17 protein-coding genes and 1 riboswitch are annotated in these 17127 nt (G+C 71.9%); of the genes, 11 read left to right on the top strand and 6 right to left on the bottom strand.

Translation table 11 applies throughout. The features are described 5' to 3' along the window. Positions 1-37 precede the first annotated feature (37 nt). Together OG429_RS08230 and OG429_RS08225 are read right to left on the bottom strand one after the other, a co-directional pair. A complete protein-coding gene (locus OG429_RS08230) occupies positions 38-1432 on the bottom strand; it encodes a uracil-xanthine permease family protein (protein WP_328924639.1) in 1395 nt (464 codons plus the stop codon). 62 nt (positions 1433-1494) lie between these two features. Further along, a complete protein-coding gene (locus OG429_RS08225) occupies positions 1495-2709 on the bottom strand; it encodes an MFS transporter (RefSeq protein WP_328924638.1) in 1215 nt (404 codons plus the stop codon). 56 nt (positions 2710-2765) lie between these two features. Between OG429_RS08225 and OG429_RS08220 the strand changes: the two genes are divergently transcribed. Beyond that, positions 2766-3926 (top strand): ROK family transcriptional regulator, encoded by a 1161-nt coding sequence (locus OG429_RS08220; RefSeq protein ID WP_328924637.1) that lies wholly within the window; start codon positions 2766-2768, stop codon positions 3924-3926. 47 nt (positions 3927-3973) lie between these two features. Here the strand turns inward: OG429_RS08220 and OG429_RS08215 are convergent, their stop codons facing one another. From OG429_RS08215 to OG429_RS08200, 4 genes are all read right to left on the bottom strand, one after another. After that, positions 3974-4165 (bottom strand): CorA family divalent cation transporter, encoded by a 192-nt coding sequence (locus OG429_RS08215; protein ID WP_328924636.1) that lies wholly within the window; start codon positions 4163-4165, stop codon positions 3974-3976. Next, entirely contained in the window at positions 4159-4347 is a 189-nt protein-coding gene (locus tag OG429_RS08210; RefSeq protein ID WP_328924635.1) for a hypothetical protein, read from the bottom strand. Before OG429_RS08210 ends, OG429_RS08215 begins: the two co-directional genes overlap by 7 nt. A gap of 116 nt (positions 4348-4463) precedes the next feature. After that, positions 4464-5234, bottom strand: coding sequence for an SDR family oxidoreductase (locus tag OG429_RS08205; protein ID WP_328924634.1), 771 nt, complete (start codon positions 5232-5234; stop codon positions 4464-4466). 202 nt (positions 5235-5436) lie between these two features. After that, entirely contained in the window at positions 5437-7833 is a 2397-nt protein-coding gene (locus OG429_RS08200) for a chitinase C-terminal domain-containing protein (RefSeq protein WP_328924633.1), read from the bottom strand. Between the two features lie 314 nt (positions 7834-8147). Further along, positions 8148-8278, top strand: a riboswitch (FMN riboswitch). A gap of 149 nt (positions 8279-8427) precedes the next feature. Here OG429_RS08200 and ribD point away from each other — a divergent pair. From ribD to OG429_RS08150, 10 genes are all read left to right on the top strand, one after another. Continuing rightward, positions 8428-9564: a bifunctional diaminohydroxyphosphoribosylaminopyrimidine deaminase/5-amino-6-(5-phosphoribosylamino)uracil reductase RibD gene (gene ribD, locus OG429_RS08195; RefSeq protein ID WP_443051237.1), complete on the top strand. Its 1137-nt coding sequence runs from the start codon at positions 8428-8430 to the stop codon at positions 9562-9564. A gap of 1 nt (position 9565) precedes the next feature. Continuing rightward, positions 9566-10189, top strand: a complete 624-nt coding sequence (locus OG429_RS08190; RefSeq protein ID WP_328924632.1) for a riboflavin synthase — start codon at positions 9566-9568, stop codon at positions 10187-10189. Further along, positions 10186-10839: a nicotinamide mononucleotide transporter family protein gene (locus OG429_RS08185; protein ID WP_328924631.1), complete on the top strand. Its 654-nt coding sequence runs from the start codon at positions 10186-10188 to the stop codon at positions 10837-10839. Before OG429_RS08190 ends, OG429_RS08185 begins: the two co-directional genes overlap by 4 nt. Further along, positions 10836-12134, top strand: a complete 1299-nt coding sequence (locus tag OG429_RS08180) for a bifunctional 3,4-dihydroxy-2-butanone-4-phosphate synthase/GTP cyclohydrolase II (RefSeq protein WP_328924630.1) — start codon at positions 10836-10838, stop codon at positions 12132-12134. The genes OG429_RS08185 and OG429_RS08180 overlap by 4 nt, the downstream gene beginning before the upstream one ends. Before the next feature lie 61 nt (positions 12135-12195). Continuing rightward, positions 12196-12681, top strand: a complete 486-nt coding sequence (ribH, locus tag OG429_RS08175; protein WP_328924629.1) for a 6,7-dimethyl-8-ribityllumazine synthase — start codon at positions 12196-12198, stop codon at positions 12679-12681. Positions 12682-12716: 35 nt separating this feature from the next. Next, positions 12717-12995, top strand: a complete 279-nt coding sequence (locus OG429_RS08170) for a phosphoribosyl-ATP diphosphatase (RefSeq protein WP_328924628.1) — start codon at positions 12717-12719, stop codon at positions 12993-12995. A gap of 57 nt (positions 12996-13052) precedes the next feature. Beyond that, positions 13053-13901 carry an ATP phosphoribosyltransferase gene (gene hisG / locus OG429_RS08165; protein WP_328924627.1) on the top strand — a complete coding sequence of 283 codons (849 nt, stop codon included), beginning with the start codon at positions 13053-13055 and terminating at the stop codon, positions 13899-13901. Between the two features lie 37 nt (positions 13902-13938). Beyond that, positions 13939-14403, top strand: a complete 465-nt coding sequence (locus tag OG429_RS08160; protein WP_328924626.1) for a PH domain-containing protein — start codon at positions 13939-13941, stop codon at positions 14401-14403. 203 nt (positions 14404-14606) lie between these two features. Continuing rightward, entirely contained in the window at positions 14607-16043 is a 1437-nt protein-coding gene (locus OG429_RS08155; RefSeq protein WP_328924625.1) for a hemolysin family protein, read from the top strand. Then, entirely contained in the window at positions 16040-17119 is a 1080-nt protein-coding gene (locus OG429_RS08150; RefSeq protein WP_328924624.1) for a hemolysin family protein, read from the top strand. The genes OG429_RS08155 and OG429_RS08150 overlap by 4 nt, the downstream gene beginning before the upstream one ends. The last annotated feature ends 8 nt before the right edge of the window (positions 17120-17127 follow it).

The raw sequence follows: 17127 nt of genomic DNA, 5'->3' as shown, positions 1-17127 counted from the left end.
CTTGGCCGTACGCTTCGCCGGTTCGGGCGAAACCGCGTCAACGCGGCGTGTCCGGGCCGTCCTGATCATCGTAGGCGGAGGTGCCCTCGTCGAGCAGGGGCTCCTGCTCCTTCATGTGTGCCGGGGCGAAGTACCGCAGCGTGTGGTAGCCGGTGATCACCACGATCGTGCCCAGCGCGATACCGCCCAGTTCGAAGCTGTCGGTGATCTGCATCTTCACCCCGCCGACGCCGATGATGATGCCCGCCGCGGCAGGCACCAGGTTCAGCGGATTGCGCAGATCCACCCGGCCGCTCATCCAGATCTGGGCGCCGAGCAGGCCGATCATGCCGTACAGGATGACGGTGATGCCGCCCAGCACCCCGCCGGGGATCGCGGCGACGACCGCCCCGAACTTGGGGCACAGGCCGAAGAGCAGCGCGAACCCGGCCGCCGCCCAGTACGCCGCCGTGGAGTAGACCCGGGTGGCCGCCATGACGCCGATGTTCTCGGAGTACGTCGTGTTCGGCGGCCCGCCGACCGCCGTGGACAGCATGGACGCGGCGCCGTCGGCCGCGATGGCGGTGCCGAGCTCGTCGTCCAGCGGGTCGCCGGTCATCTCCCCGACGGCCTTGACGTGACCGGCGTTCTCGGCGATCAGCGCGATCACCACGGGCAGGGCGATCAGGATCGCCGACCACTCGAACTGCGGAGCGTGGAAGGACGGCAGCCCGATCCAGTCGGCCGTGCCGACCCCGGAGAGGTCCAGGCGCCAGTGGTCCACGGCCTCGCCGCCGCCCACCGTGGAGTGGATCTTGCCCAGGACGCGGTCGAGGATCCAGGAGAGCCCGTACCCGAAGACCAGTCCCAGGAAGATCGCGATCCGCGACCAGAACCCGCGCAGGCAGACCAGGGCGAGCCCCGTGACCAGCATGGTCAGCAGCGCCGTCCACTGGTCCTGCGGCCAGTACGTCGAAGCCGTCACCGGCGCCAGGTTGAAGCCGATCAGCATCACCACCGCGCCCGTCACCACCGGCGGCATCGTCGCGTGGATGATCCGCGCCCCGAAGCGCTGCACGGCGAGGCCCGCCAGGAACAGCGCCGCGCCCACGACGAAGACGGAGCCGGTCACGACCGCGCTGTCGCCGCCCGAGGCACGGATCGCCGCCGCGACACCGACGAAGGAGAGGGAGCAGCCCAGGTACGAGGGGATTCGGCCGCGCGTCGCCAGCAGGAAGATCACCGTCGCGACGCCGGACATCATGATGGCCAGGTTCGGGTCCAGGCCCATCAGTACCGGCGCGACGAAACTCGCCCCGAACATCGCGACGACGTGCTGGGCGCCGAGCCCCGCGGTCCGCGGCCACGAAAGCCGCTCGTCCGGCCGGACCACCGCGCCGGGGGCGGGGGTCCGCCCGTCTCCGTGCAGGGTCCAGCGCACGCCGAGGCCCATGTTCCACCACTTCCGTTCCGCCGCTGGCCGAGCTTCCGGGCCGCGAGGCGGCCAGCGATATATTACGGGCGGATTCCGGCGGGTTCGTCCCGATTGGTATCGGAGGTCCGGGGTGCGGCCGGCTTCTGCCGCAGTACGGCGGCCCCCGCGACCAGCGCGAACGCCAGCAGGGTGACCAGTCCGAAGGAGACCACGAGCGAGGTCGCGTCCGCCACCGCCCCGATCGCCGACGGGGCGATCAGTCCCGATGTGTACGTGATCGTCGCGACACCCGCGATGGCCTGGGCCGGGGCCGGACCGCTGCGCGCCGCCGCCGCGAAGGCCAGCGGCACCACCACCGCGATGCCGAGCCCGATCAGCCCGAAGCCGGCCAGCGCCGCCGCAGGATGGCCGGCCGTCACGACGAGCAGCCCGCCCGCGGTGGCCGCCACTCCGCCGGCCCGGACGGTGCGCACCGCCCCGAACCGGTCCACCACCCGGTCCCCGGCGAGCCGGGTGACGGCCATGGTGAGCGCGAAGGCGGTGGTGGAGGCCGCCGCCAGGCCGGCGTCCGTGTGCAGGACGTCCCGCAGGTAGACCGCCGACCAGTCCAGGCTCGCGCCCTCCGCGAAGACCGCGCAGAAGCCGATCGCCCCGATGAACAGCGCGGACTTCGGCGGCAGCGCGAAGTGCGCCGGGGCCTGCGCCTCCTGATTGCTCCTCAGGTCCAGCACCCCGCGTACGGCGATCAGCCCGGCCGCGGTGAGGGCCAGCGCGGCGATCAGGTGGTGCAGCTGGGCGCCCGCCCCCGCCTGGGCGGCGACGGCTCCGGCGGCCGAACCGAGCAGCGCGCCCGTGCTCCACATTCCGTGCAGCGAGGACATGATCGAGCGGCCCAGCCGGTTCTCGGTCTCCACGCCGAGCGCGTTCATCGCCACGTCCGACATGCCGGAGGTGGCCCCGTACACGAAGAGCGCGAAGCACAGGGTGGGCAGGTTCGGGGCGAGGCTCGGGAGGATCAGCGACAGGGTCCACAGTGCCAGCAGTGCGCGCAGCGCGGCGCGGGCGCCGAAACGGTGGTTGATCCGCCCCGCCAGCGGCATCGCGAGCGCCGCGCCCAGGGCGGGGAAGGCGAGGGCCAGGCCCAGGGCGCCCGCGCTGAGCTGGGCGTGGTCCTGGATCCAGGGGATGCGGGTGGCGAAGGAGCCGGTGACGGCGCCGTGGGCGCAGAAGACGGCGGCGATGGCGAAGCGGGCCCGGCGCAGGCGCGCCGGGCTGAGGTCGGGTTCCCCTGTCATGAGAACTAAACTATCAGGGACCCTGCCTGATAGTTAACGTCGACGAGGTACCTAAGATGGGCGCCGTGACTCCCGCCAAGGTGCTGACCCCCGCCGCTCCGTCGCCCGCGTCGCCGAGCACGGCCCGGGCCATCAACGACCGGCTCGCCCTGCGACTCCTGCAGGAGGAAGGGCCGCTGACCGCCACTCAGCTCAAGGCGATGACCGGCCTGTCCCGCCCCTCGGTCGCCGATCTCGTCGAGCGGCTGACCCGGGCCGGGCTGATCGAGGTCGTGGGGGAGTCGGGCGAACAGCGCCGCGGCCCCAACGCGCGGCTGTACGGGATCGTCGCCGGCCGTGCGTACCTGGCCGCCCTGGACGTACGGACGGACAGCGCGACCGCGGTCGTGGCGGACCTGCTGGGCCGCCCGCTGGCCCGGGCCGCGCTCCCGGTGGACGCGGTCGACGAAGCCGTGTCCCGGCTGGAGGCCCTCGCCCGGGAGGCCGGCGCGGACCAGCTGCACACGGTGGTGGTCGGGGCCCCGGGCCTGGTCACCCCGTCCGGCGGCGAACTGCGCAGCACCGTCGGGCTGCCGGCCTGGCACGGGGACCTGGTGGCGGCCCTCCAGCGGCGGCTGCCGGCCACGGTGGCCGTGGAGAACGAGACCAACCTCGCGGCCCTCGCCGAGCAGCGCGTCGGCGCCGCGCAGGACCTGGACTCCTTCGTCCTGCTGTGGCTCGGCGGAGGCGTCGGCGCGGCGGTCGTCCTGGACGGGCGGCTGCGCCGGGGCGCCTCCGGCGGCGCGGGCGAGATCGGCTTCCTCCCGGTCCCGGGCACCGCCGGCCTGCCCTCGGCCACCGGCTGCGGCGGCGGCTTCCACGCGCTGGTCGGCCGGGACGCGGTGGCCGCGCTCGCCGCGGAGCACGGGTACGCCGGGCCGCTGGAGGAGGCGGTGGCGGGCGCCGCGGGCGAGGACTTCCTGGAGGTGCTGGCCCAGCGGCTCGCCCTGGGCGCGGCGGCCGTCGCGGCCGTCCTGGACCCGGGATGCCTGGTCCTGGCGGGCGGGCTCGGCCACGCGGGCGGGGCCGGCCTGGCGGCCGCGGTCGCCCGCGAGTTGAGCGGGCTCACCCCCGTGCCGATGGAGGTCCGCGCCACCGCACTCGGCGACCCGGCGGTCCTCACGGGCGCCCGCCTGGCCGCCCGCGAAGCCGCCCAGGCGGACCTCTTCGCGCCCTGAACCCCGCTCCCCGCTCCCTGACCCCTCCTCCGCACCGTCCGGGCCGCCTACCCGTCGTCGACGCTCTCGTCGTCGCGGAGCCTGCGCCAGAGGCGGGTGCGGTGCAGTACGTAGAGCGCGCCGGCGAGGAAGACCACCTGGAGGCCCACGGCGAGCAGCCAGAAGACGGCCCTGCTCTCCGTCTCGTCCGTCAGGTAGGCGAAGTTCATGCCGAAGAACCCCGTCAGGAAGGTCAGCACACGGCAGGTCGTCGGCCTCCAGGCCGAGCAGTCGCGGCGACGGGCTGCTCCCCGGGCGGCGCCTCCTCGGGCAGCTCCGCGTCCACGAACAGGAAACGGGCTTCCGCGAGGCGCTCACGGGCTTCCGACACCGGGGTGCGCCGCGCGATGCCCTCCGGCATGGACACCACCGAAACGATCATCGTCCCTCAGCGTGGGGCATGCTGTGGATCATTTGTCACGGTATCTCGCCCAATATCCCTTATCGGGTCCGGGCGGGCGCACCGAAGACTCCACATGGCGGCCCCAGCCCATGGCCTCAGCCCCCGACCTCAGCCGCCTTCGCCGCCCGGGCCGTCAGGAACTCGGCGAAGGTGATCTTGCCGACCGCGTGGGACGGCGCCAGGTTGCCACCGCGCCGGAAGCCCTCGTACGCCTTGCCCCACAGCGGCAGGGGGACCACCCGGCGGCGGCGCCCCGTCGCCGCGAGGTAGATCCGGCCCAGCTCCGGCAGGGTGCGGATCTCCGGGCCGCCCATGTCCGGGACGCGGCCCGCCGGGGCCGGGACGGCCAGTTCCGCCAGGCGGTCCGCCACCTCCCGGGCCGCGATCGGCTGCACCCGGACCCCGCTCGGCAGCGGCACGACCGGCAGCTTCGCCGCCATGCCCACCACCTGCGCCACCAGGTCGTGGAACTGGGTCGTGCGCAGGATCGTGACGCCCAGCCCGGACTCCTCCAGCATCCGCTCCACCTTCAGCTTCATCCGGTAGTAGCCGAAGGGGACCACGTCCACGCCGACGATCGAGATGTAGACGACGTTCGTGACGGTCCCCGCCCGCCGGGCCGCCTCGATCAGGTGTCCGGCGGCCACCTCGTCGCTCTTGCCCCCGCCGCGCGTGTTGCTCGCGCAGTGCACGACGACCTCCGCGCCCGCCATGGCCGCGGCCAGCCCGCTGCCGTCCCGCAGGTCGACCGGGTGGTCCGGGGAGTGCCGGCTCAGTACGCGGGCCTCGTGGCCCGCGTCCCGGAGCCGGGTGACGACGAGCGCGCCGAGGGTTCCGGTGCCTCCGGTGACGAGGATGGTGCTCATGGGGTCCTGCCCTTCGCTGGAAACGTTGTCCTCACCAGAAAAGACCGGACAGCCCCCGGAAACGTGACAGCCGCCGCCGAACGGGTTCCGGCCCGCGCGCACGCGCGGCCGTCCGCATGCCCGGGGCCACGTGCGAGGACCCGGTGGCCGCCGGGCCACCGGGTCTTCACGTCTTCACGTCGCGCACGTCACCCGGCGGGTGTCAGCAGGCGCCCTGGTCCTTCCAGACGCCCCATTCGCCCGTGGTGCCGGGCTCCTCGTTCTGCGTCCACCACTGGGACTTCCAGTAGTGGCCCTTGTGGGAGACGACGTTGCCGCTGTTGTAGATCTGACCCGCCACGTAGGCCGTGCCGGTGCAGGTACCGCCCGTCGGAGGCGTGGTGGTCGGGGGCGGCGTGGTCGGCGGGGTCGTGGTGGGCGGGGGAGTGGTCGGCGGTGTGGTCGGCGGCGCGGTGCTGCCCGGCTGCACCACCGTGACGCCGCGCGCCAGGTCCCCGGCGAGCGCGTAGGTCGTACCGGAGATGTTCACCGTCCAGTTGGAGGGGGTGGAGACCGGCAGGTAGTAGTTGAACGCCAGGTCGACCGAGGCGCCCGGGGCCAGCGTCTGCCAGGCCGGGAGCTTCAGCGACACCCGGTGGAAGTCGCCCTTCAGGCCGCCGACGTTGCTGCCGGTGTGGCCGCTGCTGATCACCGTCGTGCCGAAGCCGGACTGGTCGGAGGCGTTGTTCGGGGCCGACGTCGAGTAGTCGAACCGGAACTCGGTGCCGCCCGGCAGCGTCGTCCCGGTGCTGTTGGTGATCTTGATCTTCGGGGTGATCGGGTAGTTGGAGTCGCCCAGCTTGAACTCGGTGAACTCCGTCTTGACGTCCACGGCCTGCGCCGGCAGCGCGGTGTCCGACTTCCTGGCGCCGTACGGGGCGGCCGCCTTGAACTTGTCGTACATCAGCGAGGTGAGCGTGGAGCCCATCTCGTACTGGCCCTTCGCGGCGTTCCAGCCGTAGTCGCCTGCCATCTCCCAGACCATGGTGCCGCCGATGCCGCGGTCCACCACGTAGTCGGCCTTGGCCGCCACCGACTGCTCGTCCTCGGTGGACAGGAAGACCTTCTTCTGCGCGTTCCACAGCCACGGCGCGACCAGCGTCGCGTCGTACTTGCGGGCGTAGGTGCCGGTCAGCGTCGTGTTCGCCGGGAAGCCGTACGAGGTGACGTAGTCGCCGACGATCCCCTTCTCCAGGTTCTTGGCGTGCCACATCGGGTTGGAGCCGGCCGGCGCCTCGACGCCGTTGGTGTCCTTGTCGTGCCACAGGTTGTCGATGCCGACCGCGCCGTCACCGCACTTGGTCAGGCCCGCGCCCGCCGGGCAGGTGGTCGCGGGGGCTTTGCCCCACAGGCCGTCGGTGCCGCCCTGCACGTTCTTGTGGCCGCGGGTGTAGTACGGCAGGCCGATGTTGATGCGGCCGGCCGGCATGGAGCCGCGGAAGTAGTGGTAGGCCCAGTCGGTGTTGAGGTAGCCGATGCCGCCGTACTGGGAGCTGCCGTAGACGTTCGCGGCGGCCAGCTCGGCGTCCTTGCCGTCGTCGAACAGCGAGGCGTTCGGGCCGACGAACTCGTTCCAGGCCCCGTGCAGGTCGTAGGACATGATGTTGACGTAGTCCAGGTACTTCTGCATCTGGAAGGTCTCCATGCCCCGCAGGAGGTAGCCGGAGGAGGGTGCGGCGACCGTGAGCAGGTAGTGCTTGCCGTCGGTGGCGCCGGCCCGGTCGAGCTTCTCGCGCAGGCTCTTCATCAGGGCGTCGTAGCCCTTGACGAGGCCGGCCCGGCGGGCGTTGGAGAGCTGCCAGTCCAGCGGGTTGCCCGCGTCCTTCATGGTGGTCGGGTACTCGTAGTCGATGTCGACGCCGTTGAACCCGTACGTGCGGATGAACTCGACCGAGGAGTCCGCGAACGTGTCGATGCCGGCCTGGTTGACCGAGCCGTCTGCGTTGGTGGCCATCGAGTAGAAGCCGCCGGAGGCGACGCGGTTGCCGTCGTCGCCGAAGTAGCCGCCGGTCTCGGCCCAGCCGCCGACCGAGATCAGCGTCTTGACGTTCGGGTACTGCTTCTTGAACTTGGTCAGCTGGTTGAAGTGGCCCTTGTACGGGAGGGACGGATCCATCTCGGCACCCGCGACGCCCGGCCAGGTCATCCCGGTGGCGGCGTTGTTCGGGCCGCCCGCGCCGACGGAGATCTTGTTGTCGCCGCCCACGTGGGCGAAGGCGTAGTTCAGGTGGGTGACCTTGGACCACGGGATGTTGTTGGCGAGGTAGGCGGGGGTGCCGTCCTTGCCGGTGCGCCAGCCGGTGAAGTAGCCGATGACGCGTCGCTGGTGGTCGGCGCCCATCTTCTCGCGGCCTTCGGAGTCGTACACCGAGCAGTACGGGACGTCGACACCCGCCGTCTTGTACAGCCCGTCGGGGCGACAGCTCTCTCCCCCGGACTCCGTCTGGGGGGACCCCCAGGCAGCGTGCGAGAAGGTTGTCGAGAGCGCCGGTAGCAGCAGTCCGGCGATTGCGGCGCCGGATGCCAGGAGCATCGCTCTCGTACGTGTGGGGGACAGCATGGTGCCTCCTGGGGAGGGGAGGATGGCAGGACACGACAGGGCAGCAACAGGCAGAAGGACAGCTCTGGTTGGCCCGTGACGTGCGCACATCTGACGGGCTGTTCCCGGGGAAGATGAGGGGAACGTTAAGAGGACTAGACCAACCCGTCAATAGGTCTGGACCAAAGCGCGTCCGGAAGCGAGGGCGGCATACGGGTGGGGTGTCGGTGGCGCAATACGTTCGCTCAAGAATGGCTTTCTTGTGACCCAGGCCACAGCGCTTCACCCGCATGGCCGCCGATCACCCGTGGCAGACTGGCTTCAGTACCAGTAAGCAGCGCACTCCGGGGTCGGTGTAATTCCGAACCGGCGGTTATAGTCCGCGACCCGTCCGCAGCCAGCGGCCGGTTGACCAGGTGAGATTCCTGGACCGACGGTTAAAGTCCGGATGGGAGGCAGTGCGCGGCGGGCCAGTGACCGGTACGCCGCCGTCGGCGGTTCGTCGGCATATCCCTGCGGATATGCCTGATCGAACCGTTTTCCGGCCTCGGCGTCCCCGTGTGCGCTGTACCGCTTCATCTGTCGTATCCCGACAGGCCCCGGAGTCCGTGCCCGATGAGGCAGGAGGACCCGGTGGCGACACACGCAGCGCACGCGGCACCCGACGCGGACACCCGTGCCATGCGCCGAGCCGTCGAACTCGCCGCCCGCGGACTCGGCTCCACCAGCCCCAACCCGGTCGTCGGCTGCGTCGTCACCGACGCCGCGGGCACCGTCGTCGGCGAAGGCTGGCACGAGCGGGCCGGCGGCCCGCACGCCGAGGTCCACGCGCTGCGCGCGGCGGGCGGGGCCGCCCGGGGCGGCACCGCGTACGTCACCCTGGAGCCCTGCAACCACACCGGCCGTACCGGCCCCTGCGCCCGCGCCCTCGTCGAGGCCGGGATCACCCGTGTGGTCTACGCCGTCCCCGACCCGAACCCGCAGGCCAGCGGCGGCGCCGCCACCCTGCGCGCCGCCGGGGTCGACACCACGGCCGGGCTGCTGCGGGAGGAGGCCGAGGCGGGCAACGCGGCCTGGCTGACCTCCGTACGCCTGGGGCGGCCGCACGTCACCTGGAAGTACGCCGCCACCCTCGACGGCCGCAGCGCCGCCGCGGACGGCAGCAGCCGCTGGATCACCTCCGCCGAGTCCCGCGGCGACGTCCACCGGCTGCGCGCCGAGAGCGACGCCGTCCTGGTGGGCGGCGGCACCCTGCGCGCCGACGACCCGCACCTCGCCGTACGCGGCGTCGACGGCGCCACGCAACCGCTGCGGATCGCCCTCGACACCCGCGCCACGGTCCTGCCGACCGCCCGCATCCTCGACGGCGCCGCGCCCACCCTGCTCGTCGTCGGCGAGGACGCCGACACCCGGCACCTGCCCGGCGTCGAGCTGCTCCGGCTGCCCCTGCACGACGGCCGCATCGGCGTGCACGACCTCCTCGCCCACCTGAACCTGCGCGGCGTGCGTTCCGTCCTGCTGGAAGGCGGGCCCGTCCTGGCCGGAGCCTTCCTCGAAGGCGGAGCCGTCGACCGCGTCATCGGCTACCTCGCCCCGGCCCTGCTCGGCGCGGGCCCCGCGGCCCTCGCCGACGCCGGAATCAAGAACATCTCCGGTGCGTTGCGCCTCGACATCACCGAGGCCGTCCGCATCGGCCCCGATCTCCGCATCACCGCAGTCCCCGTCACCGCCCCCGCCACCAAGGAGCACTGAAGTGTTCACCGGAATCGTCGAAGAACTGGGCGAGGTCGCCGCCGTCGAGCAGCTCGCGGAGGCCTCCCGCTTCCGCCTGCGCGGCCCCCTCGTCACCGAGGACGCCAAGCACGGCGACTCCATCGCCGTCAACGGCGTCTGCCTGACCGTCGTGGAGACCGCCGACGGCGAGTTCACCGCCGACGTGATGCAGGAGACCCTGAACCGCTCCAGCCTCGGCGCCCTGACCGAGGGCTCCCGCGTCAACCTGGAGCGCCCGATGGCGCTCGGCGGGCGGCTCGGCGGCCACCTGGTCCAGGGGCACGTGGACGGCACCGGCACCATCCTCTCCCGGACACCCTCGGAGCACTGGGAGATCGTCAAGATCGCCCTTCCGGAGAACCTTTCGCGGTACGTCGTCGAGAAGGGCTCCATCACGGTCGACGGCGTCAGCCTCACCGTGGTCGAGGCCGCAGCCGACTGGTTCACCATCAGCCTCATCCCCACGACCCTCGCGCTGACCACGCTCGGCATCAAGCAGAGCGGCGACCCGGTCAACCTGGAAGTCGACGTCCTCGCCAAGTACGTCGAACGCCTGCTGGCCGCCGGCGTGAACCCGCTGCACGCGACGGGGGACGACCGGTGAGCGCCCTGACCTGGCTCAACACGGAGGCGTTCACCGTCTTCGGCCAGAAGGTCATCTGGTCCGACATGATCGGCAACCTGATGGGCCTGGCCGCCCTCGCCCTCGGCTGGCGCCGCTCCCTATGGACCTGGCCCGCCCAGCTCCTGTCCGGCCTGATCCTCATCGCCGCCTACGCCTCCGCCCACCTCTCCGGCGGCGTCGGCAAGCAACTGCTCGTCATCGGCGTGGCGGTGTGGGGATGGCGCGCCTGGCAGCGCGGCAAGCAGCAGGCGCAGGACGGCTCCATCGCCGTGCGCACCGCCACCTGGAAGGAGCGCGGCCTGCTCCTCGCCGGAGCGGCGCTGGGCACCCTCGCCGTCGGCGGCCTCTTCACGCTCTTCCCGCACCTGTCCTGGAGCCCGTGGGCGGACGCGTACATCTTCGTCGGCACCATCGTCGCGATGGTCGCCCAGGCCCGCGGCCTCGTCGAGTTCTGGTTCGCCTGGCTCCTCGTCGACCTGGTCGGCGTCCCCCTCGCCTTCAACAACGGCCTGGCCTTCTCCGGCCTCGTCTACGTCGTGTACTTCGCCCTCGTGCTGTGGGGCGCCTACGACTGGTACCAGCGCTCGCGCACCACCACCGCCCCGGCCATGGAAGGAGCAACGGCATGACCACCCTCAAGCCCGTGCCCGACATCCCCGAAGAGACCTTCCGCCTCGACCCCGTCGAGCAGGCCATCCGCGACATCGCGGCGGGCCGCCCGATCGTCGTCGTCGACGACGAGGACCGCGAGAACGAGGGAGACCTCGTCATCGCCGCCGAGAAGGCCACCCCCGAGATCATCGCCTTCATGATGAGCGAGTGCCGCGGCCTGATCTGCGCCCCCATGGAGGGCCCCGAGCTGGACCGGCTCGAACTCCCCCAGATGGTCCAGAACAACACCGAGTCCATGCAGACGGCCTTCACCGTCTCCGTCGACGCCACCGCCGCCCACGGCGTCACCACCGGCATCTCGGCCGCCGACCGCGCCACCACCCTGCGGCTGCTCGCGGGCGGCGTCTCCCAGCCCGCCGACTTCGTCCGCCCCGGCCACGTCTTCCCGCTGCGCGCCAAGCCCGGCGGCGTGCTGGTCCGCAACGGCCACACCGAGGCCGCCGTCGACCTCGCCCGCCTCGCGGGCCTTCGCCCGGTCGGCGCCATCGTCGAGATCGCCGGCGAGGACGGCGTCATGCTGCGCCTGCCGGAGCTGATCCCCTTCGCCCGCAAGCACGGTCTGACGATCATCTCCATCGAGGACCTGATCGCCTACCGCCGCTCCGCCGAGCCGACCGTGCGCCGCGAGGCCGAGGTCAGCCTGCCGACCGCCTTCGGCGACTTCACCGCGTACGGCTACCGCTCCACCGTCGACGGGGTCGAGCACGTCGCCCTCGTCCACGGCGAGATCGGCACGGGCGACGGGGCCGAGGACGTCCTGGTCCGGATGCACTCCGAGTGCCTGACGGGCGACATCTTCGCCTCCCAGCGCTGCGACTGCGGCCCCCAGCTGCACGCCTCCATGGAGCGGATCAAGGCCGAGGGCCGCGGAGTCGTCGTCTACCTGCGCGGCCACGAGGGCCGCGGCATCGGACTGCTGTCCAAGCTGCGCGCGTACGAGCTCCAGGAGCGCGGCCGCGACACCCTCGACGCCAACCTGGAGCTCGGCCTGCCCGCCGACGCCCGCGACTACGGAGCCGGCGCCCAGATCCTCGCCGACCTCGGCGTGCGCAGCGTCCGGCTGCTGACCAACAACCCCGACAAGTCCGCCGCCCTCGTACGGCACGGCATCACGGTCACCGGCCGGGAGTCGATGCCGGTGGAGGCGGGCGAGCACAATCTGCGGTACCTGCGCACCAAGCGGGACCGGATGGGCCACGACCTCCCCTGGCTGGAGGGGGCCGTGACCACCTCCGCCTGCGGCAACCAGTAACCACACACCCGAATCCCGGCACACGGGAACACCGGCACACGAACCACCGAGGAGCAGAGCTGTGAGCGGCAAGGGCGCACCCGAACTGAGCGTGAAGAACTGCGGAGACCTCCGAGTCGCCGTGATCGCGGCCCAGTGGCACGAGAAGGTCATGGACGGACTGGTCGACGGCGCCCTGCGGGCCCTGCACGAGCTGGGCATCGACGAGCCCACGCTGCTGCGCGTCCCCGGCAGCTTCGAGCTCCCCGTCGTGGCGAAGGTACTCGCCGGTCGCGGTTACGATGCCATCGTCGCCCTCGGTGTGGTCATCCGCGGCGGCACCCCGCACTTCGACTACGTCTGCCAGGGCGTCACCCAAGGCCTGGTACAGGTGTCGATCGACACCGGAGTCCCCGTCGGCTTCGGTGTACTGACCTGCGACGACGACGAGCAGGCGCTGGACCGCGCCGGGCTCGAAGGGTCGAATGAGGACAAGGGGCACGAAGCGGTCACCGCCGCCGTCTCCACCGCCATGACCCTGCGGACCGTCAGCGAACCCTGGCGCTGAGTGGCGTAGGGGAACCCCGTATTCTGAGGACCATCATGGCGAACGAATCCCTCAAGACCTTCGAAGAGCTCTTCACCGAGCTCCAGGCCAAGGCCAACGGCGACCCGAGCACCTCCCGTACCGCCGAGCTGGTCGGCAAGGGTGTCCATGCCATCGGCAAGAAGGTCGTCGAGGAGGCCGCCGAAGTCTGGATGGCCGCCGAGTACGAGGGCAAGGAAGCCGCCGCCGAGGAGATCTCCCAGCTGCTCTACCACGTCCAGGTGATGATGGTGGCGCGCGGGATCTCCCTCGACGACGTCTACTCCCACCTCTGATCCCCGGTACGCGAACCCGCCCGTATCCACGCACATCCACGCATCAAAGGAAGCCCCATGCTGCGCATCGCCGTCCCCAACAAGGGTTCACTCTCCGGACCGGCGTCGGCGATGCTCCATGAGGCCGGCTACCGGATGCGCAAGGAGTCCAAGGAGCTCGTGGTCGTCGACCCCGAGAACGGGGTCGAGTTCTTCTACCTCCGCCCCAAGGACATCGCGATCTACGTCTCCTCGGGCAAGCTCGACATCGGCATCACCGGCCGCGACCTGCTGCTCGACTCCGGCGCCAGCGCCGAGGAGATCCTGCCGCTGAACTTCGGCCGGTCCACCTTCCGCTACGCCACCCTCCCCGGCACCGCGAAGGGCCCCGAGGACTTCCACGGGATGACCATCGCGACCTCGTACGAGGGAATCGTCGCCAAGCACCTCGCCGAGAAGGGCATCGACGCCTCCGTCGTCCACCTCGACGGCGCGGTCGAGACCGCCATCCAGCTCGGCGTCGCCCAGATCATCGCGGACGTCGTCGAGACCGGCACCAGCCTGCGCAACGCGGGCCTGGAGGTCATCGGCGAGCCGATCCTCACCTCCGAGGCCGTCGTCATCCGCGGCAACGGCACCGACGCCGACGACCCGCAGGCCCAGCAGTTCCTGCGCCGCCTCCAGGGCGTCCTGGTGGCCCGCAGCTACGTGATGATGGACTACGACTGCCGCGCCGAGCACCTGGAGCGCGCAGTCGCCCTCACCCCGGGCCTGGAGTCGCCGACCGTCTCCCCGCTGCACAACGAGGGCTGGGTCGCGGTCCGTGCCATGGTCCCGGCCAAGGAGGCCCAGCGGATCATGGACGACCTGTACGAGCTCGGCGCGCGCGCGATCCTCACCACGTCGATCCACGCCTGCCGGCTCTGACCGACCCCCACGCGACCCCCAGAAGGCACCGACACGCATGACCGAGCCCGCCGCCCAGCCCGCACCGCCCGCCCTGCCGGTCACCTTCCGGCCGACCCGCACCCGGGCCGTCCTGCTGAGCGCCGGGTTCGCCATGTTCCTCACCATCACGGCGGTCGCCTTCCTGCTGGAGAACCTCAGCGCGGGGGAGCGGATCAGCTTCGTCTTCACCGCCGTCCTGCTGAGCTCCGTCCCCGTCCTGCTCAGCCGCCCCAAGGTGGTCGCGGACGAGGCCGGGGTCACCGTCGTCAACCTGACCACCACCCGCCGGCTGGAATGGGCGCAGATCCTGCGCGTCAACCTCCGCCCCGGCGACCCGTGGGTGTTCCTCGACCTCAGCGACGGCACCAGCCTGCCCGCCCTCGGCATCCAGCCGGGGGTCGCCAAGGCCCAGGCGATCGGCGACGCCCGCGCCCTGCGCGCCCTCGCCGAAACCCGGGGAACCGGATCGAACGACCACTGAGTCCGCCGAGTCTCGTGGCTGCGTACCGTTGCGGCCACGATCTCAATGACTACCCTGGTGACGGGGCGCAGCCATGCGCCCTCCCACATGCCCCGGGGCCCCCTGGGTCCTGCGGGTCACCTGCGACTTGAGGAGTGACTCCCTCCAGCAATGGACGGATCGTCCGGTAATACCCGCGCCGCCCTCCCCGCGGAGGCGGCGGCATGACCATCCCGCTACTCCTGCTCGGCGCGGCTTTCGTCCTGATCCTCGCCAACGGCTTCTTCGTGGCAGCCGAATTCGGGCTCGTCACGGTGGAGAAGCCCGAGGCCGAGCGCGCCGCAGCCGACGGTGACCGCCGTGCCCGCACGGTGGTCGAGGCCCTGCGAGAGCTGTCCTTCCAGCTCTCCGGCACCCAGCTCGGCATCACCATCACCTCCCTCGTGGTCGGCATGCTCGCCGAGCCCGCCCTCGCCGCACTGCTGGCCGGGCCGCTCGCCGCGACCGGCCTCCCCGAAGGGGCCGCGTCCGGCGTCTCCGTGGTCATCGGCATGCTGCTCGCCTCCGCCGTCCAGATGGTCGTCGGCGAGCTCGTCCCGAAGAACTGGGCGGTCTCACGGCCGCTCCAGGTGGCCCGCTTCGTCGCCGGCCCCCAGAACGCCTTCTCCCGCGCCTTCCGGCCGGTCATCGCCGGCCTCAACGCCGTCGCCAACCGCCTCGTACGGGCGCTCGGCGTGGAGCCGACCGACGAGATGGCCTCCGCCCGCACGCCCGGCGAACTGGTCTCCCTGGTCCGCCATTCGGCCCAGGCCGGCGCCCTCGAACAGGACACCGCCGACCTCTTCGTACGGACCCTCTCGCTGGGCGAGCTCACGGCCCAGCACGTCATGACCCCCCGGGTGAAGGTCAGCGCCCTGATGAACACGGCCACCGCGGCCGACGTGCTCAACCTGACCCGCGCCACCGGCCTGTCCCGCTTCCCGGTCTACCGGGACCGCATCGACGAGGTCACCGGCGTGGTCCACCTCAAGGACGCCCTCGCCGTCCCCGAGTCCGAGCGCGGCCGCACCACCGTGGCGCGGATCTGCGTCGCCCCGCTGCTGGTTCCTGGCTCCCTGCCGGTGCAGCCGCTGCTGGAACGGTTGCGCAGCGAACAGCCGATGGCCGTGGTCGTCGACGAGTACGGCGGCACCGCCGGTGTGGTCACCCTGGAGGACATCGTGGAGGAACTCGTCGGAGAGGTCCGCGACGAGCACGACCTCGCCGAGGACGAGGGCCCCGAACTCGCCGCCGTACCCGCCGAGGACGGCCGCCCCTCCTGGGAGGCCGACGGCAGCTGCCGGGTGCAGACCCTGCGCCGGATAGGCCTGGAGGTGCCCGACGGCCCGTACGAGACCGTCGCCGGCCTCGTCGCCGACCTCCTCGGCCGGATCCCCGCCCCCGGGGACCGGGCGGAGCTGCCCGGCTGGCGGCTGTCCGTCCGTCAGGTCGGCCGCAACCGCGCGGAACGGGTCCGGCTGGTCCGGCTGACACCGGCCCCCGCCGCCGGTCCGCACGCGTCCGCCTCCGGATCCGGCCCCGCCGCCCCGGCGCGGCTCGGCGCGAGCCGCGCCGACGAACCGGCCCCGCATCCGGCAGAGCTGGAAGGCGCCACCCGATGAACGCGCTCCAGCTCCTCTTCGCCCTGCTGCTGGTCCTCGCCAACGGCTTCTTCGTCGGCGCCGAGTTCGCACTCGTCTCCGTACGGCGCAGCCAGATCGAGCCCCTGGCGGCCGAATCCAAGCGGGCCCGGCAGGTGCTCCACGGCCTGGAGAACCTGCCCCGCATGATGGCCGCCGCGCAGTTCGGCATCACCATGTGCTCGCTCACCCTCGGCGCGGTCGCCGAACCCACCGTGGCCCGGCTGCTGGAGCCCGTCTTCCACGCCGTCCACGTACCGCAGGGCCTGGTCCACCCCCTCGGCTACGCGTTCGCGCTCGCCGCCGTGGTCTTCCTGCACCTGGTCATCGGCGAGATGGTCCCCAAGAACCTCGCCATGGCCGCCCCCGAGAAGACCGCCCTGTGGTTCAGCCCCGGCCTGGTGGCCTTCGCCCGCCTGTGCGGGCCGGTCACCACCGCGCTCGGCGCCTGCGCCAAGCTCGTCCTGCGGCTCTTCAAGGTCGAGCCCAAGGACGAGGTCGAGGCCGTCTACACCAGCGCCCAGCTCGGCAGGCTGCTCAAGGACTCCCGGCAGGCCGGGCTCCTGGAGCCGGTCGAGCAGGAGCGCCTGGAGGACGCGCTGGAACTGGGCAGCCGCCCGGTCACCGACGTGCTCCTCGCCCGGGACCGCATCGTCACGGTCGATCCCTCGGTCACCCCGCGCCAGATCGAGCGGCTGACGGTGCGCACCGGGTACTCCCGGTTCCCCGTCTGCTCCGCCAGCGGTGCCTTCATGGGCTACCTGCACGTCAAGGACGTACTGGACCTGGAGGACCGGGAGCGGGCCGTGCCCCAGCGGGTCTGGCGCCGGATGACCACCCTGTCCGCCACCCTCCCGCTCGACGACGCGCTCAGCGTCATGCGGCGGGACGCCACCCACCTCGCCCAGGTCGCGGACGCGTCCGGGCGGGTGCTGGGCCTCGTCGCCATGGAGGACGTCCTGGAGATGCTGGTCGGCGAGGTCCGCGACCCGGCCCACCGCACGCCCCCGCAGGCCCGCCGGCCCGAGCTCCGCTCGGAGGGCGCCCTGACGGGCTGACGCCGTCG

This window comes from Streptomyces sp. NBC_00190, from assembly GCF_036203305.1.
Taxonomy (GTDB): Bacteria; Actinomycetota; Actinomycetes; order Streptomycetales; family Streptomycetaceae; genus Streptomyces.
The sequence above is the reverse complement of the archived record's forward strand: the minus strand, read 5'-3'. Positions and strand labels throughout refer to the sequence as shown.